We start from the raw sequence: 17,275 nt of genomic DNA, 5'->3' as shown, positions 1-17,275 counted from the left end.
GCGACATGACGGAGCGTTTCACCACCACTGACGCCGGTATCGCTGCGCCCAGCGACGACCAGTCGTTGACCGTCGGGCCCGACGGCCCGATCCTGCTGCAGGACCACTACCTGATCGAGCAGATGGCCCAATTCAACCGCGAGCGCATCCCGGAGCGTCAACCGCACGCCAAGGGCGGCGGCGCCTTCGGCACCTTCGAGGTCACCAACGACGTCAGCAGGTACACCAGGGCCGCGGTGTTCCAGCCCGGCACCAAAACGGACATGCTCGCCCGGTTCTCCACGGTCGCCGGCGAGCGCGGCAGCCCGGACACCTGGCGTGACCCGCGCGGCTTCGCGCTGAAGTTCTACACCAGCGAGGGCAACTTCGACCTGGTCGGCAACAACACGCCCGTCTTCTTCATGCGCGACCCACTGAAGTTCCAGCACTTCATCCGGTCGCAAAAGCGCATGCAGGCAACGAATTTGCGCGACCACAACATGCAGTGGGACTTCTGGACGCTGTCGCCGGAGTCGGCGCACCAGGTGACCTGGCTGATGGGTGATCGCGGCATTCCCAAGTCGTGGCGGCACATGAACGGCTACAGCAGCCACACCTACAGCTGGATCAACGCCGCGGGCGAGATCTTCTGGGTGAAGTACCACTTCATCACCGACCAGGGCATCGACTTCCTGCCCCAGGAGGACGCGGACCGGCTGGCCGGCGAGGACGGCGACTACCACCAGCGCGACCTCTACGAGGCGATCGAGGGGGGCAACCACCCCAGCTGGACGCTGAGGATGCAGATCATGCCCTACGAGGAGGCCCGCAACTACCGGTTCAACCCGTTCGACCTGACCAAGGTGTGGCCGCACGGTGACTACCCGTTGATCGACGTCGGCAAGATGACGCTGAACCGCAACGTCACCGACTATCACACCGAGATCGAGCAGGCCGCCTTCGAGCCGAACAACACCGTGCCCGGCACCGGGCTGAGCCCCGACAAGATGCTGCAGGCCCGCGGGTTCTCCTATTCCGACGCGCATCGCGCCCGGCTGGGGACCAACTACCGGCAGATCCCGGTCAACGAACCGAAGGTCGAGGTGAACAGCTACTCCAAGGACGGGGCGATGCGGATCAAGAACGTCTCCGACCCCGTCTACGCGCCCAACTCCTACGGCGGCCCGCACGCCGACCCGGCCCGCGCCGCGGAGGTGCGCTGGCACGCCGACGGCGACATGGTCCGCGCCGCGTACACGCTGCACCCCGAGGACGACGACTGGGGTCAGGCCGGCACCATGGTCCGCGACGTCCTCGACGACGCGGCCCGGGACCGGTTGGCGCACAACATCATTGGGCACGTCTCGAAGGGCGTCAAGGAGCCGGTGCTGTCGCGGGTGTTCGAGTACTGGCGCAACGTCGATCCCGACCTCGGCAAGAAGGTCGAGGAGGGCGTGCGGGCGAACGGGGGCTGACCGCGCGGCCATGTGCCTGGCATGATCGCTTGAATGACCATGCTGGTTCGCGCGGTGGTTCTCACCATCTGCCTGGCCATCGCGGGCGCGGTCGCACTTCCCGTTGCGGCCGCGCACCCGTCGGAACCCGGGGTGGTGAATTACGCGGTCCTGGGCAAGGGGTCGGTCGGCAACATCGTCGGCGGTCCCATGGGGTGGGAGTCGGTGTTCACCCAACCGGTGCAGGGCGACTGGGTGGACGTCCCGGTGTGCAACAACTGGGCCGACATCGGGTTGCCCGAGGTGTACAACGACCCCGACCTGGCGTCGTTCAACGGTGCCGTCACCCAGACGTCGGCCAGCGACCAGACCCACTTCGTCAAGCAGGCGGTCGGGGTGTTTGCCACCAACGACGCGGCCGACCGTGCCTTCCACCGCGTGGTGGATCGAACGGTGGGCTGCTCGGGTCAGACCACCGCGATGCACCTGGACAACGGCATCACGCAGGTGTGGTCGTTCGACGGCGGGCCGCCGGGGCCCGCCGACGCGAACTGGACCAAGCAGGAGGCCGGCACCGACCGGCGGTGTTTCAATCAAACCAGGCTGCGCGAAAATGTGTTGCTGCAGGCCAAGGTCTGCCAGTCTGGCAACGCCGGGCCGGCGGTCGACGTGCTGGCCGGCGCGATGCAGAACGCGCTGGGCCAGTGAGCCGGGTCGCCGGGCCCGGGCGGGCATGCTTGAGATTGGGCGCGAACGGGAATATGTCGGGGCCATCTGCTAGATGAAGTAGTGGCGGTTACCGTTCCCCTGGTCGTGCAGGGAAGTGGACCGCAGGCGCGTGCTCAGGCTGGTCCAGGCCCGAAGGGATAGTGATATGACGTTTGCCGCTATCACTACCGCGGGCTCGGAGATGGCCGATTCCAAAGCCGCCGCGCACTACATCGCCGACGGCTGCCTGGAGGACGGCCCGCTGGGCCGCGTGGGGCTGGAGGTAGAGGCCCACTGCCACGACCCGTCCGATCCGCACCGCAGGCCCGCCTGGAACGAGATCGCCGAAGTGCTGGCGTCGCTGCCGGCGTTGCCCGGGGGCAGCCGGATCACGGTGGAACCCGGCGGTGCGGTGGAGTTGTCCGGTCCGCCCGCCGACGGGGTGGTGGCCGCCATCGACGCGATGCGCCGCGACCAGGCCGTGCTGCGGTCGGCGTTCGCCGCCGCCGGGCTGGGGCTGGTGTTCCTCGGGGCGGACCCGCTGCGGCCGCCCAAGCGCATCAATCCCGGCGGGCGCTATCGCGCCATGGAGCAGTTCTTCGCGTCCAGCCGCTCGGGTGAGGCGGGCGGGGCGATGATGACGTCCACCGCCTCCATTCAGGTCAACCTGGACGCCGGGCCGCGGGCCGGCTGGGCGGACCGGGTGCGGCTGGCGCACGCGCTGGGGCCCACCATGATCGCGATGGCCGCGAACTCCCCGATGCTGCGCGGCGAGTTCACCGGCTGGGCCTCCACCCGCCAGTGGGTGTGGGGCCAGATGGACTCGGCGCGGTGCGGTCCCATTTTGGGGGTCAGCGGTGACGACCCGGGCACCGACTGGGCGCGCTATGCGCTCAAGGCCCCGGTGATGCTCGTGAACTCGCCGGACGCCTCAGATCTCACAGCGGTCACCCACTGGGTGCCGTTTGCCGACTGGGTGGACGGTCGGGTGCTGCTCGGCGATCGCCGCCCCACCATCGCCGACCTGGAATACCACCTGACCACGCTGTTTCCGCCGGTGCGGCCGAGGCAGTGGCTGGAAATCCGCTATCTCGACAGCGCACCGGACGTCTTCTGGCCGGCCCTGGTGTTCACCCTGGTGGCCCTGCTCGACGACCCGGTCGCGGCGGGTATCGCCGCCGAGGCGGTCGAACCGGTGGCCACCGCCTGGGACACCGCGGCCCAGGCGGGTCTGCGTGACCGGCGGCTGTACGCCGCGGCCAACAGGTGCGTGGCGGTCGCCGCCGAGCTGGCACCGCCCGAACTCGGCGATTCGATGCAGCGGCTGGTCGACACCGTGGAGCGGGGCCGATGTCCCGGCGACGACTTCGCCGACCAGGTGATCCGGCACGGCATCGCGGCCACGGTCTCCAGGGCGGCGCGACCGGCACAAGGGGGGCTGTGACTTTCCCCGATGATTCCGACCCGCTGCGCCCGGTCCCCCGCAAGCGGGTGGGGTCCCCGCGGAGCTGGGGAGTGCCCCCAGCGCCGCGCTTGCGATCGTCATTCCGGGTGGGTCTTGCCGACGATCTGGCGCGGGCGCGGGCGCGCACGTTGCGGCTGGTCGAGTTCGACGACGCCGAACTGTACCGCCAATACGACCCGTTGATGAGCCCGCTGGTGTGGGACCTGGCGCACATCGGCCAGCAAGAGGAGTTGTGGCTGCTGCGTGGCGGTGACCCCGGCCGGCCCGGCATGCTGCCCCCGAACGTCGAGGGCCTCTACGACGCCTTCGTGCACTCCCGCGCCAGCCGGGTCGATCTGCCGCTGCTGTCCCCGGACCGCGCGCGGTCGTACTGCGCGAGCGTGCGGTCGGCCGCGCTCGACGCCCTCGACGCCCTGCCCGACGACGCCGACAGCTTCGTGTACGCGATGGTGATCAGCCACGAGAACCAGCACGACGAGACCATGCTGCAGGCGTTGAACCTGCGCAGCGGCGCGCCACTGCTGCGCGACACCGCGGCGTTGCCGATCGGGCGGCCCGACCTGGCCGGCACCTCGGTGCTGGTGCCCGCCGGCCCGTTCGTGCTGGGCGTGGACGCGGTGAGCGAGCCGTACTCGTTGGACAACGAACGCCCCGCCCACGTCGTCGAACTGCCCGCATTCCGCATCGGGCGGGTGCCCGTCACCAACGGCGAATGGCGGCACTTCATTGCGGACGGCGGGTACTCCGACCCGCGCTGGTGGTCCGAGCGCGGTTGGGAGCATCGCCGGCAGGCGCGCCTGACCGCGCCACAATTCTGGAGTTCCGACGGACGGACGCGCACCCGGTTCGGTCACGTCGAGGACATTCCCGCCGACGAACCCGTGCAGCATGTCAGCTACTTCGAGGCGCAGGCCTACGCGGCCTGGGCCGGCGCGCGGCTGCCCACCGAAGCGGAATGGGAGAAGGCCTGCGCGTGGGATCCGGCCACCGACAGCCGGCGCCGCTACCCGTGGGGGGCGCAGCCGCCGACCGACGCCCTCGCCAACCTGGGTGGCGGCGCGCTGCGCCCGGCGCCCGTCGGCGCCTATCCCGCCGGCGCCTCGGCATACGGGGCGGAGCAGATGCTCGGCGAGGTGTGGGAGTGGACCTCCTCGCCGCTGCGGCCGTGGCCGGGTTTCGTCCCGATGATCTACGAGCGCTACTCGCAACCGTTCTTCGACGGCGACTACCGGGTGCTGCGCGGCGGCTCGTGGGCCGTGGAGCCCGCCATCTTGCGGCCGAGCTTCCGCAACTGGGATCATCCGATCCGGCGCCAGATCTTCTCCGGCGTCCGGTTAGCTTGGGACGTCGAGGATTTCGCCTGATGTGCCGTCACCTTGGCTGGCTCGGGGCCAGCGTCACCGTTTCCTCGCTGGTGCTGGATCCGCCGTGCGGGCTGCGGGTGCAGTCGTATGCCCCGCGCCGGCAGAAGCACGGCCTGCTCAACGCCGACGGTTGGGGCGTCGGGTTTTTCGATGGTTCTTCGGGAGACTCGGCGCCCCGCCGCTGGCGTAGCCGGGCCCCGCTGTGGGGTGACGTGTCGTTCGACTCCGTCGCCCCGGCCCTGCGCAGCCACTGCGTGGTGGCCGCGGTGCGCTCGGCGACGGTCGGGATGCCGATCGACGTCAGCGCGACGGCCCCGTTCACCGACGGCCGGTGGTTGTTGTCGCACAACGGGGTGGTCGACCGGGCGGTGCTGCCCGTGACCTCCCAGGCCGAATCGGTCTGCGACAGCGCGCTATTGGCGGCCGCCATCTTCGACCGCGGCCTCGACGCGCTCGGCGACACCATCACCGGGATAGCGGCGGCCGACCCGGACGCCAGGCTGAACATCCTGGCCGCCGACGGCGCTCGCCTGCTGGCGACCACCTGGGGAGACACCCTGTCGATCCTGCGCCGCCCGGACGGCGTCGTCCTGGCCAGCGAGCCCTACGACAACGACTCCGGTTGGGAGGACGTGCCGGACCGCCACCTCGTCGAGGTCACCGCGACGGGTGTCGCGCTGACCCCGCTGGATCAATCGGAAGGTTATCGATGACGCTGACCCTGTCCAACCACCTGGCCGCCGACTCCGCCGACCGCGCGTTGCGCAGCGACGTGCTCGACGGCCTGCGGCGGACGCCGAAGTCGTTGCCCCCCAAGTGGTTCTACGATTCGCTGGGCAGCCACCTGTTCGACCAGATCACCCGGTTGCCCGAGTACTATCCGACCCGCGCCGAGGCCGAGATCCTGCGTGCGCGGTCGGCCGAGATCGCGGGGGCCAGCGCGGCCGACACCCTGGTTGAGCTGGGCAGCGGAACGTCCGAGAAGACCCGGCTGCTGCTCGACGCGCTGCGTGAACGCGGATCGCTGCGCAGGTTCGTTCCCTTCGACGTCGACGCCGGCATCCTGTCGACGGCCGCCGCGGCCATCCAGCAGGAATACGTGGGCGTCGAAATCCACGCTGTCTGCGGCGATTTCGAGGAACACCTGACCGAGATCCCCACCGGCGGGCGGCGCCTTTTCGCCTTCCTGGGGTCGACGATCGGCAACCTCACTCCCGGCCCGCGCGCGGAGTTCCTGTCGAGCCTGTCGGCTCAGATGCGGCCGGGGGACAGCCTGCTGCTGGGCACGGATCTGGTCAAGGACACCGGCCGGCTGGTGCGGGCCTACGACGACTCGGCGGGGGTGACGGCGGCGTTCAATCGCAACGTGCTGGCGGTGATCAACCGGCAACTCGACGCCGACTTCGACGTCGAGGCCTATCAGCACGTGGCGCGCTGGAACGCCGACGAGGAGCGCATCGAGATGTGGTTGCGGTCGAGCCGGCCCCAACGGGTCCGCGTCGACGCGCTCGACTTGACTGTCGACTTCGCGGCGGGCGAGCAGATGCTCACCGAGGTGTCGTGCAAGTTCCGCCCGGACGGGGTGAGCGCCGAGCTGGCCGCCGCGGGACTGCGCCGCACCCGGTGGTGGACGGACGCCGCGGGCGACTTCGGGCTGTCGCTGGCCGTGAAGTGACCGTCGGGGACTCGCTGGCCGCCCGTTGGCGGGCGGTGCGCCCGCCGGCGGCCGGGCTGCACCTGGACAGCGCCGCCTGCTCGCGGCAGAGCCTCGCGGTGATCGAGGCCGCCGCCCTGCACGCCCGCAACGAAGCCGAGGTCGGCGGCTACGTCGCGGCGGAGGCGGCCGCGCCCGCGCTGGATGCCGGGCGGGTCGCGTTCGCCGCGCTGGCGGGCACGCCCGACGCCGAGGTGGTGTTCACCACCGGCTCGCTCAACGCGCTGGATCTGCTGTTGGGCGCGTGGCCGGCCGACCGGCGCACGGTGGCCTGCCTGCCCGGCGAATACGGCCCCAACCTGGCGCTGCTGAACGCCCACGGATTCGACCTGCGGCTCCTGCCGGCGCTCGAGGACGGCCGGGTCGCTCTCGACGACGCCGCACTGCAACTCGAGGCCGATCCGCCCGGCCTGGTCCACCTGACCGCGGTCGGCAGCCACAGCGGGGTGGTGCAACCGTTGGCGATGATCGCGCAGCTGTGCCGCGAGTTGGGGCTGCCGCTGGTCGTCGACGCCGCCCAGGCGCTGGGCCAGGTGGATTGCACGGTCGGCGCCGACGTGACCTACGCGTCGTCGCGCAAGTGGATCGCCGGGCCGCGCGGTGTCGGCGCGCTGGCCGCGCGTCGCGAGCTGCTGGAGGGGTTGCGCCCGAGGCTGGCCGCCCCCGACTGGCTCGCCGGCTCGTTCACAGTGGCCCAGCAGCTGGAGTTCGGCGAGGCCAATATTGCCGCGCGCGTGGGCTTTTCGCTGGCGCTGGGCGAGTATCTGGGGTACGGGCCGCAGGCGGTGCGGGCGCGGCTGGCCGAGCTGGGCGCCACCAGCCGCCGGCTCTTGGCCGATGTGGCCGGCTGGGCTGTGGTCGAAGAGGTCGACGAGCCCAGCGCCATCACCACCCTGGCCCCGGTCGACGGCGCCGATCCGCAAGCGGTGCGGTCCTGGCTGCTCGCCGAGCGGCGGATACTGACCACCTTCGTCGGGGTGCAGCGGGCGCCCCTGGAGCTGGCCGGGCCACGCCTGCGGATCTCGCCGCACGTCGACACCACGACCGACGATCTGGAGACCTTCGCCGAGGCGCTGATCGCCGCGACAGCAGCGACGTCGGGCTAGGCCCTAGCCCGCTTTGTGCGCCGTCAGCAGGTAGGCCGGCATCTTCGTCCGGCCCTTCTCGTCGCGCTCATGCGGCGGGAATTCGAAAGGAGCGTCGGGAATTTCGACGGCGTTGGACAGGATGAAGGCCGGCCGGATCTCGTCGACCTCCCAGTATTTGCTGACCGCGGCGCGCAGTTCGTCCTCGTCGACCTCGTTGGGCTTGGGTTGCATCTCGGCCGGAAACGCGCCCTTGGCGAAGACCAGCACGAACAAACTGGCCCCCGGTGCTGCCGCGCGGTGGACGGAGCTCAGGTAGCCGTCGCGGCCCTCGACCGGCAGCGAGTGGAACAGCGTGGAATCGACCACGGTGGAGAACCGTCCGTCGTAGCCACCCAGCGACGTGATGTCGGCCTGCGCGAAGCTGGCCGTCGTCAGGCCGCGCTCCTGGGCGGCCTTGGTGGCCGTCGCGACGGCGGTCGGCGTGATATCGACCCCGACCACCGTGTAGCCCTGGGCGGCCAGCGCCAACGACAGTTCGGCGACGCCGCATCCCGCGTCCAGGACGTCGCTGCGGAATTTCCCGGCCGCGACCAGCGCGGCCAATTCGGGTTGCGGCTCACCGATGTTCCACGGCGGCGGACCCTCGAAGTGCGCCTGCTCGCGGTATGCGCTGTCCCAGTCCATGACCTGATCGCCCGTCATGGGCTTCAACGTACCCCGCGCTCAGGACTCCCAGGTGTGCACCGGCTCGTTGGCGTGCATGTGCGCGCAGTACCGGCGCAGCATCTCGGCCAAGGCGTCCGGCCTTGCCATCCCGCCGTCCTGAAGCGCGCGCACGGTGGACACCTGCCAGCTGGCGCCGTTGCGGCCGGTCCTGGCGCGGCCCTCGATGACCCCGAGGAAGCGGTCGCGCACGTCGGCGTCCACGCCCCAGCTGCGCAGCCCCTCGTCGGCGATCGGCAGCAACGTGTCCAGCACCAGCGCGGTCGCCGTCACCTCTCTCAGTCCGGGGCCGCGGCCCGGCCAGTGCAGCCGGGCGTCGATGCCGTCGCGGGCCGCCGAGAGGAAATTCTGCTGTGCCGCAGCGAAATCCATGCCGGTCCACACGGGATTGTCGTCCTCGGACAGGCGGCGCAGCATGCCGTAGAAGAAGGCCGAATTGGCCAGCATGTCCACGACGGTCGGCCCCGCCGGCAGCACCCGGTTCTCCAGCCGCAGGTGCGGCCGGCCGTCAACCACGTCGTAGACCGGCCGGTTCCACCGGTAGACCGTGCCGTTGTGCAGCCGCAGCTCGGGGAGGTGCGGTGCCCGCCCGGCCGCCAGCTCGGCGACCGGATCCTCGTCGGACACCTCCGGCAGCAGCGAGGGGAAGTAGCGGATGTTCTCCCGGTACAGGTCGAGCACCGAGCTGATCCAGGCTTCGCCGAACCACACCCGCGGCCGCACGCCCTGGGACTTGAGCTGCTCGGGCCGGGTGTCGGTGGACTGGGTGAACAGCTCGATGCGGGTCTCCGCCCACAACTGGTGGCCGAAGAAGTACGGGGAGTTGGCGCCCAGCGCCAGCTGCGGGCCGGCCACCACCTGCGCGGCGTTCCAGTTCGCGGCGAACGCCTCCGGTGCCACTTGCAGATGCAATTGGATGCTGGTGCAGGCGGATTCGGGTGCGATCGACACGGCCTGCCAGCTCAGCGGCTCGGGGCCGGAGATGTCGATCGGGATGTGCTCGCCGCGCGCGGTGAAGATCGACTCGTTGAGCGCCGCGTACCGCCGCGAGTCGCTCATCCACCCGGTGGCCAGGTGTTCGGGCATCAGCGTGGGCAGGATCCCGATCATCACGATGTGCGCCCCACCCGCGCCCGCCTTGATCTCGGCGTCGTTCAGGCTGGCTCGCACCTCGTCCTCCAGGTCCAGCGCGGTGTGCCCGGGCAGGGCGTGGGGCGGCACGTTGAATTCGATGTTGTAGGCGCCCAATTCCGGCTGGAACGCCGGGTCCCCGATGGCGTCCAGGACGTCGCGGTTCGACATCGCGGGCTGATAGTCGGCGTCGACCAGGTTGCACTCGATCTCCATGCCGGTGAGCGGCTTGGCCGAGTCGAAATGCGACTGGGCCAGCATCGTCTCGAAGACGTCCAGGCACAACTGCAGCTTCCGCCGGTATTCCCGCCGATGTGCGCTGGTGTACGTGGTGCGCTTGACCTCTTCGCCCACACCGCCGATGGAACAGGGTTACCGGCGGTAACGCAAGCTTCGCGGTGAGCTTGTCGCCGGGCGGCAGACCATGATGGACTCCTGGCGTGCCCGCTGAGTTCGTCGCCGCCATCGACCAGGGAACCACCAGCACCCGGTGCATGATCTTCGATCATGACGGCGCCGAAGTGGCTCGCCACCAACTCGAGCACGAACAGATCCTGCCCCGCGCCGGCTGGGTCGAGCACGACCCGGTCGAGATCTGGGAGCGCACCTCCTCGGTGCTGATGTCGGTGCTGAACCGCGCCAACCTGTCCGCCGAACACATTGCCGCGCTGGGCATCACGAATCAGCGGGAAACCACGCTGGTGTGGAATCGGCGCACCGGGCGGCCCTATTACAACGCGATCGTCTGGCAGGACACCCGGACCGATCGGATCGCGTCGGCGCTGGACCGCGGCGGCCGCGGCGACGTGATCCGGCGCAAGGCGGGCTTGCCCCCGGCGACGTATTTCTCCGGCGGCAAACTGCAGTGGATCCTGGAGAACGTCGACGGGGTGCGCGAAGCCGCCGAGAGCGGCGACGCTCTGTTCGGCACCGCCGACAGCTGGGTGTTGTGGAACCTGACCGGGGGCGCGCGCGGCGGTGTGCACGTGACCGACGTGACGAACGCCAGCCGGACCATGCTGATGGACCTACAGACGCTGGACTGGGACGACGAGCTGTTGTCGTTCTTCTCCATCCCGCGCGCGATGCTGCCGGCGATCGCGCCGTCGTCGTCGCCGCAGCCCTACGGCGTCTCCGCGCAGAGCGGGCCGGTCGGTGGCGAGGTACCGGTAACGGGCATGCTGGGTGACCAGCACGCGGCGATGGTGGGCCAGGTGTGCCTGTCGGAGGGCGAGGCGAAGAACACCTACGGCACCGGGAACTTCTTGCTGCTCAACACCGGTGAGACGATCGTGCGATCGAAGAACGGGCTGCTGACCACCGTCTGTTACCAGTTCGGGGGCGCCAAACCCGTTTACGCGCTTGAGGGTTCGATAGCGGTCACGGGCGCGGCGGTGCAGTGGCTGCGTGATCAGCTGGGCATCATCAGCGGCGCGGCACAAAGCGAGTCGCTGGCGCGTCAGGTCGACGACAACGGCGGGGTGTATTTCGTCCCGGCGTTTTCCGGGCTGTTCGCGCCGTACTGGCGATCCGACGCGCGCGGGGCGATCGTCGGGCTGTCCCGGTTCAACACCAACGCGCACCTGGCCCGCGCCACACTGGAGGCGATCTGCTATCAGAGCCGCGACGTGGTGGACGCGATGGCGGCGGATTCCGGTGTGCGCCTTGAGGTTTTGAAGGTCGACGGCGGGGTCACCGGCAACGACCTGTGCATGCAGATCCAGGCCGACGTGCTCGGGGTCGACGTGGTGCGTCCGGTGGTGGCCGAGACGACCGCGCTGGGCGCGGCCTACGCGGCCGGGTTGGCGGTGGGGTTCTGGGCCGACCCGGCCGACCTGCGGGCCAACTGGCACGAGGACAAGCGTTGGACGCCGGCCTGGACCGATGAGCAGCGCGCCGCCGGATACGCGGGTTGGCGCAAGGCGGTGCAGCGGACCCTGGACTGGGTGGACGTGACCTGATCCAGGGCCCGCCGCACGTCGGGGCTCAGTCTTCGCCGAGGATGCCGTAGACCTCGCGCCGCGCGTTGTTGAGAATCTCGACGATGCGCTGCTGTTGCTCGGCGGTGGCGGTGTGCGCGGACTGCGCGACCGCGCCGAACAGCTGGCCGATGGCCGCCCGCAGGTTCATGTGACCGGGGTCGGCGCCCTCGGCGATCTCGTCCCACGGCGGGGTCTCGACCTTTTCGGCCGCCGCGCGGCCCTCGTCGGTCAGCTCGAAGAGCTTCTTGCTGCCCTCGGTTTCGCTGGCGGTGATCAAGCCCTCGTCGGTCAACAGCTGCAGGGTCGGGTAGACCGAGCCAGGGCTCGGCTTCCAGAGGCCGTTGCTGCGTTCGGCGATCTGCTGGATCATCTCGTAGCCGTGCATCGGCCGCTCGACCAACAGCGCCAGGATGGCCGCGCGGACGTCGCCGCGCTTCCCGCGACCGGGGCCGCCGCGGCGCCATCCGCCGCGCCGCCCGCCCGGCCCGAAGCCGAAGCCGGGACCGAAGCCCGGGCCGAACCCGGGCCCGAATCCGGGACCGAACCCCAGGGGACCGTCATGGTCGGGGCCGTGCTCGCGGAGGTTTTGGAAGAACTCCTGGCGGGCCCGCCGCCGGGCGCCGTGCAGGGCGCGTCGGTGTGTGTCGGGCCCGAAGCCGAAGCCGGGGCCGGCGGCGAAGGGGCCACCGGTGGGGGTGAATGGGTGGTTCATGTCTGTTCCTTACGTATGCGGTGGAAGCGCACCGTGCGCTTCGAAGTATCACGATATATCGGAAAGTATCGCGATGCAACGTCCGACGACAGATTTTGGCCGTCGGGTGTGTGACCTGCGTTTTTGCCGGGAACCGCGCGATCGCCGGGTCGAAGGCCGGATGTGGTGGGGCGGTTTGCGCCCCAGGGGCGGCGGGTAGGAACTCTGGGATGAACGCGGATAACTCGCACCTGACGGTGGGCAGCGGGACCTGCGCCGCGACCAATCCCGCTCAGTTCGGCGGCGGACGGGAACGCGACGTCTGGCCCTGGGTCAACTGGGGCCTGGCGCTGGCCACGGTGCCCGCCGCCGCTATCGTGATGCTTTTCGCGCTGGGCGCGGTGATGAGCACCGACGGCTGCGCCGACCGCAGCTGCCCCGACCTGGGGCACGGCGGGATCAATTTCGGGGTCGCGTTCTACGGCGCGCCCGCGGTCGCCGTCGTCGTCATCGTCATCTCGCTCGTCACCGCGAAGCGCCGCGGCGGCATCGCCGTTCCGCTGCTCGGATGGGCGCTGTTGATCGCCGACGTCGCCCTCATGGCGGCCAGCGTCTCCGGTTAACGGACCTATCAGCCCGGCGGCGAGAAACCGCCCGGCGCTCCATCGTGCGGACCCTGCGGCGGTGCGCCCGCGCCCGGCCACGGGACCGCGTGCGATTGCGGCCGGGCCGGCCACGGCGGGGTGCCCGCCGGCGGCATGGCCGGACGAAGCCGGGCCAGCTCGCGGCGGTGCCGTTCGGCGAGCACGGCCGCGAGGACCAATTCGGGCGGTGCGCCGGGCGGGGGCGGCGGGGCGATGCGGGACACCACGTCACCGGCGATCCGGTAGGCCATCTGCTGGCGCAGCTGGGGGTCGAGTTGCGCTGCCCGCGAGAGGAATTGGCGCGCGACCTCCGCCTGTCCCGGGGACAGGCCGGAAAGTTGCAGCGACGCCGCCCACCAGGCCAGGGACGGCGGCATCATCGGCGGGGGGCCCAGCCGGGGTCCGCGCTCGTTGATGACGACGGTGCCGGCGAAGATGTCGCCGATCCGCTTGGCCTTCGGCGACAGGATGCTGCATATGACGGCGGGACTGCCGAACAGCATCCAGACCTCCACCACCGATGCCAGGGCCCGAAACAGGGCCTGCCGGAAGCGTTCTGGGCCGCCGTCGTCGGACACCACGCGCAGGCCCATCGCGATCTTGCCGACCGAGCGTCCGCGGGTGGCCGTTTCGAGGATCACGGGATAGCCCACGATCACCACCACCGTGAAGATGAGCAGGACGGCGGTGCTCAGCGCGGTGTCGTACTGGGTCAGCGTGGCGGCCCACAACATCAGGCCGAGCAGATAGCAGACGGCGATCACCGCGATATCGATCAATGCGCTCACGGCCCGCACCGGCAACTGGGCGATCTGCACATCGAGCACGACGGCGTCGCCGGTCACCACCTCCGACATAACACCGAACGGTACAGGGCGATTAGGCTGCGCAGGGTGGACGTCGACGCATTCGTGCTGGCCCATCGCGGTACCTGGGACCGCCTCGACCGGCTGGTGGGACGGCGTCGCTCGCTGACCGGCGCCGAGGTCGACGAGCTCGTCGAGCTCTACCAGCGGGTGTCCACCCACCTCTCGACGCTGCGTTCGGCGTCGTCGGATTCGGTGCTGATCGGTCGGCTCTCCAGCCTGGTCGCGCGGGCCCGTTCCGTGGTGACCGGCGCCCACGCCCCGTTGAGCAGTACGTTCGCCCGGTTCTGGACGGTGTCTTTCCCGGTGGTCGCCTACCGCTCGTGGCGCTGGTGGCTGGGCACCGCGGTGGTGTTCTTCGCCGTGGTGGTGGTCGTCGCGCTATGGGTCGTCGGCAACCCCGAGGTGCAGTCGGCCGCCGGAACGCCAAGCGACATCGAGCAATTGGTCAACCACGACATCGCCTCCTACTACAGCGAACATCCGGCGTTGGCGTTCGCGCTGCAGATCTGGATCAACAATTCCTGGGTCGCCGCGCAGTGCATCGCGATGTCGGTCCTACTGGGGCTGCCGATTCCGGTCGTGCTGTTTCAGAACGCCGCCAACCTCGGGCTGATCTCCGGGCTGATGTTTCAGGCGGGCAAGGGCGGTGTGCTGCTCGGGCTGCTCGCCCCGCACGGGTTGCTGGAGCTGACGGCGGTCTTCCTGGCCGGGGGGGCGGGGATGCGGCTGGGCTGGTCGGTGATCGCGCCCGGCGACCGGCCCCGCGGACAAGTGCTCGCCGAACAGGGCCGGGCCGTCGTGTCGGTCGCGATCGGACTGGTGGCCGTGCTGTTGGTCTCGGGACTGATCGAGGCGCTGGTGACGCCCTCGCCGCTGCCGACGTTCGTTCGGGTCGGTATCGGGGTCATCGCCGAGGCGGCATTCCTTTCCTACGTCGTGTATTTCGGCCGGCGCGCGGCGAAGGCCGGCGAGACCGGCGACATCGAAGACGCGCCCGACGTGGTCCCCACCGGCTGAGCGGTCAGAGCCGGCCGCTGGCCTTCATCGCCAGGTAGCGGTCGGCCAGTGCGGGCGCCAGTTCGGTGGGCGGGGCGTCGACGACCTCCACCCCGCCGTGGCGCAGCCGGGTGGCGATCGCGCGGCGGTCGTTGCGGGATCGTTCGGCCGCGGCCGCGTCGTAGACGGCGGCCGGATCCGAACGCCCCGCGGCCATGTGGTCCACCCGTGGGTCGGCGACGGCGGCCAGCATCAGGTGATGTTTGGCCGACAACTGCCCCAGCACGGGCAGCAATCCCTCGTCGAGCGCGGTCGCGTTGAGGTCGGTCAGCAGCACCACCAGCGACCGCCGGCGGGCACGCCGGACGATCGCCGAAACCATTGCCGGCCAGTCGGGTTCGAGCAGCGCCGGTTGCAGGGGCGCCATCGCCTCGACCAGCTGGGCGAGCAGTTCGGTGCGCGATGCGCCGAACACACCGGCCCGGCTGACCCGGTCGTGGGCCAGGAAGTCGACGTGGTCGCCGGCCCGCGACGCGAGCGCCGCCAGCAGCAGCGCGGCATCCATCGACCAGTCCAGCCGCGGCCAGCCCGCCGGATCGGAGGCGGTCGGGTCCACCCCTACCCGGCCCGCCGAGGTGCGCCCCGTGTCGAGCACGATCACCACCCGCCGGTCGCGTTCGGGCCGCCAGGTGCGGACCACGACGTCGGCACGCCGCGCGGTGGCCCGCCAGTCGATCGACCGCACGTCGTCACCCACGACATATTCGCGCAGCGAATCGAATTCGGTCCCCTGGCCGCGGATCAGCGTCGGCAGTAGCCCGTCGATCTCGCGGAGTTTGGCCAGCCGCGCCGGCAGGTGCTTGCGGGACAGGAACGGCGGCAGCACCCGGAGCAGGCCCGGCACCGGTTGCGACCCCTGCCGACCCGCCAGCCCCAGCGGGCCGATGGACCGGGCGGTGACCATCGCCGCGCGCTGCTCGCCCCGGCGGACCGGCCGCAGCCGGGACTGGACGTGCTGGTGTTGGCCGGCGGGGATGTTGACGGGATGGATGCGCGGCCGCGCGCCGGCGCTGGGCGGCCAGGCGTCGCGGACCTGGCCGCGGAACCTGCGCCGGCCGTCGTTGTGGATCAGCAGCCCGACGTCCACCTGCTGCGCGAGCCGGGTGGAGCGATCCGGGGAGCGGGTGTAGCGCAGCTTGCGGGTGCTGGCCGCCAGCCCGGCGTCCACGGCCACCACGAGCGCCAGCGCGACCAGCAGAAGCATGAAAGTCCCTGCGGGCGAGGGCGACAGCGCGATGGGCAGGACGCACATCAGCGCGACCAGCCCGGTGCGTCCGGTCAGGATCACTATCGGGGCACCGGAACCGACGCCAGAATCCCGTCGAGCACACCGTCGGGTGTGGCCCCTTCGAGCTCGGCCTCGGGGCGCAGCATCACCCGGTGCCGCAGCGTGGGCCGGGCCATGGCCTTCACGTCGTCGGGGGTGACGTAGTTGCGCCCGGACAGCCAGGCCCAGGACCGGGCCGTGGCCAGCAGCGCCGTCGCCCCCCGGGGGGAGACGCCCAGCTGCAGCGCGGGCGAGGAGCGGGTGGCCCCGACGATGTCGACGATGTAGCCCAGGACCTCGTCGGCGACCAGCACCTGCCCCACGGCCTCGCGCCCGGCCGCCAGTTCGGTGGGCCCGGCCACCGGATTGATCGCCGAGAGGTCGCGGGGATCGAAGCCATGGGCGTGCCTGCCGAGGATCGCGATCTCCGAATCCCGCGGCGGCAGCGACACATTCAGTTTGAGCAGGAATCGGTCCAGCTGCGCTTCGGGCAGCTGGTAGGTGCCCTCGTATTCGATGGGGTTCTGGGTTGCGGCGACGATGAACGGGTCGGGCAGGGGCTGGGCCACGCCTTCCACGCTGACCTGACGCTCTTCCATCGCCTCGAGCAGCGCGGCCTGGGTTTTCGGTGGGGTCCGGTTGATCTCGTCGGCCAGCAGCAGGTTGGTGAACACCGGGCCGGGCCGGAACGCGAAGGCGGCCGTGCGCGCGTCGTACACCAGCGAACCCGTGACGTCGCCGGGCATCAGGTCCGGGGTGAACTGCACCCGTTTGAACTCGAGCCGCAGCGCGGCGGCCAGGGCGCGCACCAGCAGCGTCTTCGCCACTCCCGGAACGCCTTCCAACAGCACGTGGCCGCGGCACAGCAGCGCGATCACCAGCCCGCTGATCACCCCTTCCTGCCCGACGACGGCCTTGGCGAGCTCGGTGCGCAACGCCAGCAGCGCGTCTCGTGCCGATTCAGCGGTGGGGGTCTGGGCGGGGGAAGGGGACTGTGTCACGTGCGGGTGACCTGCCTTTCGATGTCGTCGAGCGCACGGGCAAGTTGTAACAGGTCGTGGTCGGTCGCCGGGGTCGATGCCTACCTGACCGCGCCACGGCCGGGCGCGCGCATGGATCCGGCCTCGACGGGCCCCGACG

16 protein-coding genes are annotated in these 17,275 nt (G+C 70.5%); 10 read left to right on the top strand and 6 right to left on the bottom strand.

The window, feature by feature from the left end; genetic code table 11:
- Positions 1-5: 5 nt before the first annotated feature.
- The 7 genes from A5692_RS23355 (at position 6) to egtE (ending at position 7,790) form a co-directional block, all read left to right on the top strand.
- The gene (locus tag A5692_RS23355; protein ID WP_068060550.1) at positions 6-1,454 is read left to right on the top strand and encodes a catalase; all 1,449 of its coding nucleotides are present in this window, start codon (positions 6-8) and stop codon (positions 1,452-1,454) included.
- 39 nt (positions 1,455-1,493) lie between these two features.
- Positions 1,494-2,141, top strand: coding sequence for a sensor domain-containing protein (locus A5692_RS23350; protein ID WP_156766236.1), 648 nt, complete (start codon positions 1,494-1,496; stop codon positions 2,139-2,141).
- Between the two features lie 166 nt (positions 2,142-2,307).
- Positions 2,308-3,585 (top strand): ergothioneine biosynthesis glutamate--cysteine ligase EgtA, encoded by a 1,278-nt coding sequence (gene egtA / locus A5692_RS23345; protein WP_068060544.1) that lies wholly within the window; start codon positions 2,308-2,310, stop codon positions 3,583-3,585.
- Between the two features lie 107 nt (positions 3,586-3,692).
- The gene (egtB, locus tag A5692_RS23340) at positions 3,693-4,970 is read left to right on the top strand and encodes an ergothioneine biosynthesis protein EgtB (RefSeq protein WP_156766232.1); all 1,278 of its coding nucleotides are present in this window, start codon (positions 3,693-3,695) and stop codon (positions 4,968-4,970) included.
- The gene (gene egtC, locus A5692_RS23335) at positions 4,970-5,683 is read left to right on the top strand and encodes an ergothioneine biosynthesis protein EgtC (protein WP_068060537.1); all 714 of its coding nucleotides are present in this window, start codon (positions 4,970-4,972) and stop codon (positions 5,681-5,683) included. The genes egtB and egtC overlap by 1 nt, the downstream gene beginning before the upstream one ends.
- Positions 5,680-6,645, top strand: a complete 966-nt coding sequence (gene egtD / locus A5692_RS23330; RefSeq protein ID WP_068060534.1) for an L-histidine N(alpha)-methyltransferase — start codon at positions 5,680-5,682, stop codon at positions 6,643-6,645. Before egtC ends, egtD begins: the two co-directional genes overlap by 4 nt.
- Positions 6,642-7,790, top strand: coding sequence for an ergothioneine biosynthesis PLP-dependent enzyme EgtE (gene egtE, locus A5692_RS23325; RefSeq protein WP_068060531.1), 1,149 nt, complete (start codon positions 6,642-6,644; stop codon positions 7,788-7,790). The genes egtD and egtE overlap by 4 nt, the downstream gene beginning before the upstream one ends.
- A 3-nt stretch (positions 7,791-7,793) precedes the next feature.
- Here the strand turns inward: egtE and A5692_RS23320 are convergent, their stop codons facing one another.
- Positions 7,794-8,474, bottom strand: coding sequence for a class I SAM-dependent methyltransferase (locus A5692_RS23320; RefSeq protein ID WP_068060528.1), 681 nt, complete (start codon positions 8,472-8,474; stop codon positions 7,794-7,796).
- A gap of 21 nt (positions 8,475-8,495) precedes the next feature.
- Positions 8,496-9,980 carry a glutamate-cysteine ligase family protein gene (locus A5692_RS23315; protein ID WP_068060525.1) on the bottom strand — a complete coding sequence of 495 codons (1,485 nt, stop codon included), beginning with the start codon at positions 9,978-9,980 and terminating at the stop codon, positions 8,496-8,498.
- Between the two features lie 86 nt (positions 9,981-10,066).
- On the opposite strand from A5692_RS23315, the gene glpK reads away from it, so the two are divergent.
- Positions 10,067-11,587 carry a glycerol kinase GlpK gene (glpK, locus tag A5692_RS23310; protein ID WP_082963032.1) on the top strand — a complete coding sequence of 507 codons (1,521 nt, stop codon included), beginning with the start codon at positions 10,067-10,069 and terminating at the stop codon, positions 11,585-11,587.
- A 25-nt stretch (positions 11,588-11,612) separates the two neighbouring features.
- On the opposite strand, the gene A5692_RS23305 is transcribed toward glpK, so the two are convergent.
- Complete coding sequence (locus A5692_RS23305; protein WP_068060522.1) at positions 11,613-12,320, bottom strand: PadR family transcriptional regulator; 708 nt, start codon at positions 12,318-12,320, stop codon at positions 11,613-11,615.
- 209 nt (positions 12,321-12,529) lie between these two features.
- On the opposite strand from A5692_RS23305, the gene A5692_RS23300 reads away from it, so the two are divergent.
- Complete coding sequence (locus A5692_RS23300; RefSeq protein WP_068060519.1) at positions 12,530-12,922, top strand: hypothetical protein; 393 nt, start codon at positions 12,530-12,532, stop codon at positions 12,920-12,922.
- Positions 12,923-12,930: 8 nt separating this feature from the next.
- Here A5692_RS23300 and A5692_RS23295 read toward each other — a convergent pair whose 3' ends face one another.
- The gene (locus A5692_RS23295; protein WP_068060516.1) at positions 12,931-13,800 is read right to left on the bottom strand and encodes an RDD family protein; all 870 of its coding nucleotides are present in this window, start codon (positions 13,798-13,800) and stop codon (positions 12,931-12,933) included.
- 36 nt (positions 13,801-13,836) lie between these two features.
- Between A5692_RS23295 and A5692_RS23290 the strand changes: the two genes are divergently transcribed.
- A complete protein-coding gene (locus tag A5692_RS23290; RefSeq protein WP_068060512.1) occupies positions 13,837-14,829 on the top strand; it encodes a stage II sporulation protein M in 993 nt (330 codons plus the stop codon).
- Positions 14,830-14,833: 4 nt separating this feature from the next.
- Here A5692_RS23290 and A5692_RS23285 read toward each other — a convergent pair whose 3' ends face one another.
- Both A5692_RS23285 and A5692_RS23280 read right to left on the bottom strand, forming a co-directional pair.
- A complete protein-coding gene (locus A5692_RS23285) occupies positions 14,834-16,156 on the bottom strand; it encodes a DUF58 domain-containing protein (RefSeq protein WP_068060509.1) in 1,323 nt (440 codons plus the stop codon).
- On the bottom strand, positions 16,156-17,136 hold the full coding sequence (locus tag A5692_RS23280; protein WP_068060505.1) for a MoxR family ATPase: 981 nt from the start codon (positions 17,134-17,136) through the stop codon (positions 16,156-16,158). Before A5692_RS23280 ends, A5692_RS23285 begins: the two co-directional genes overlap by 1 nt.
- Between the last annotated feature and the right edge of the window lie 139 nt (positions 17,137-17,275).

Origin of the sequence: Mycobacterium sp. E342, from assembly GCF_001667665.1 — a bacterium.
Taxonomy (GTDB): Bacteria; Actinomycetota; Actinomycetes; order Mycobacteriales; family Mycobacteriaceae; genus Mycobacterium.
Note: the sequence above shows the minus strand (reverse complement) of the source record. Positions and strands in the feature narration are given on the sequence as shown.

Excerpts from the sequence above, each read along its gene's own strand:
- egtA (WP_068060544.1), top strand. The coding sequence starts at position 2,308 with ATGACGTTTGCCGCTATCACTACCGCGGGCTCGGAGATGGCCGATTCC.
- A5692_RS23355 (WP_068060550.1), top strand. The coding sequence starts at position 6 with ATGACGGAGCGTTTCACCACCACTGACGCCGGTATCGCTGCGCCCAGC.
- A5692_RS23320 (WP_068060528.1), bottom strand. The coding sequence starts at position 8,474 with ATGACGGGCGATCAGGTCATGGACTGGGACAGCGCATACCGCGAGCAG.
- A5692_RS23300 (WP_068060519.1), top strand. The coding sequence starts at position 12,530 with ATGAACGCGGATAACTCGCACCTGACGGTGGGCAGCGGGACCTGCGCC.
- egtD (WP_068060534.1), top strand. The coding sequence starts at position 5,680 with ATGACGCTGACCCTGTCCAACCACCTGGCCGCCGACTCCGCCGACCGC.
- egtC (WP_068060537.1), top strand. The coding sequence starts at position 4,970 with ATGTGCCGTCACCTTGGCTGGCTCGGGGCCAGCGTCACCGTTTCCTCG.
- A5692_RS23305 (WP_068060522.1), bottom strand. The coding sequence starts at position 12,320 with ATGAACCACCCATTCACCCCCACCGGTGGCCCCTTCGCCGCCGGCCCC.
- A5692_RS23295 (WP_068060516.1), bottom strand. The coding sequence starts at position 13,800 with ATGTCGGAGGTGGTGACCGGCGACGCCGTCGTGCTCGATGTGCAGATC.
- A5692_RS23350 (WP_156766236.1), top strand. The coding sequence starts at position 1,494 with ATGCTGGTTCGCGCGGTGGTTCTCACCATCTGCCTGGCCATCGCGGGC.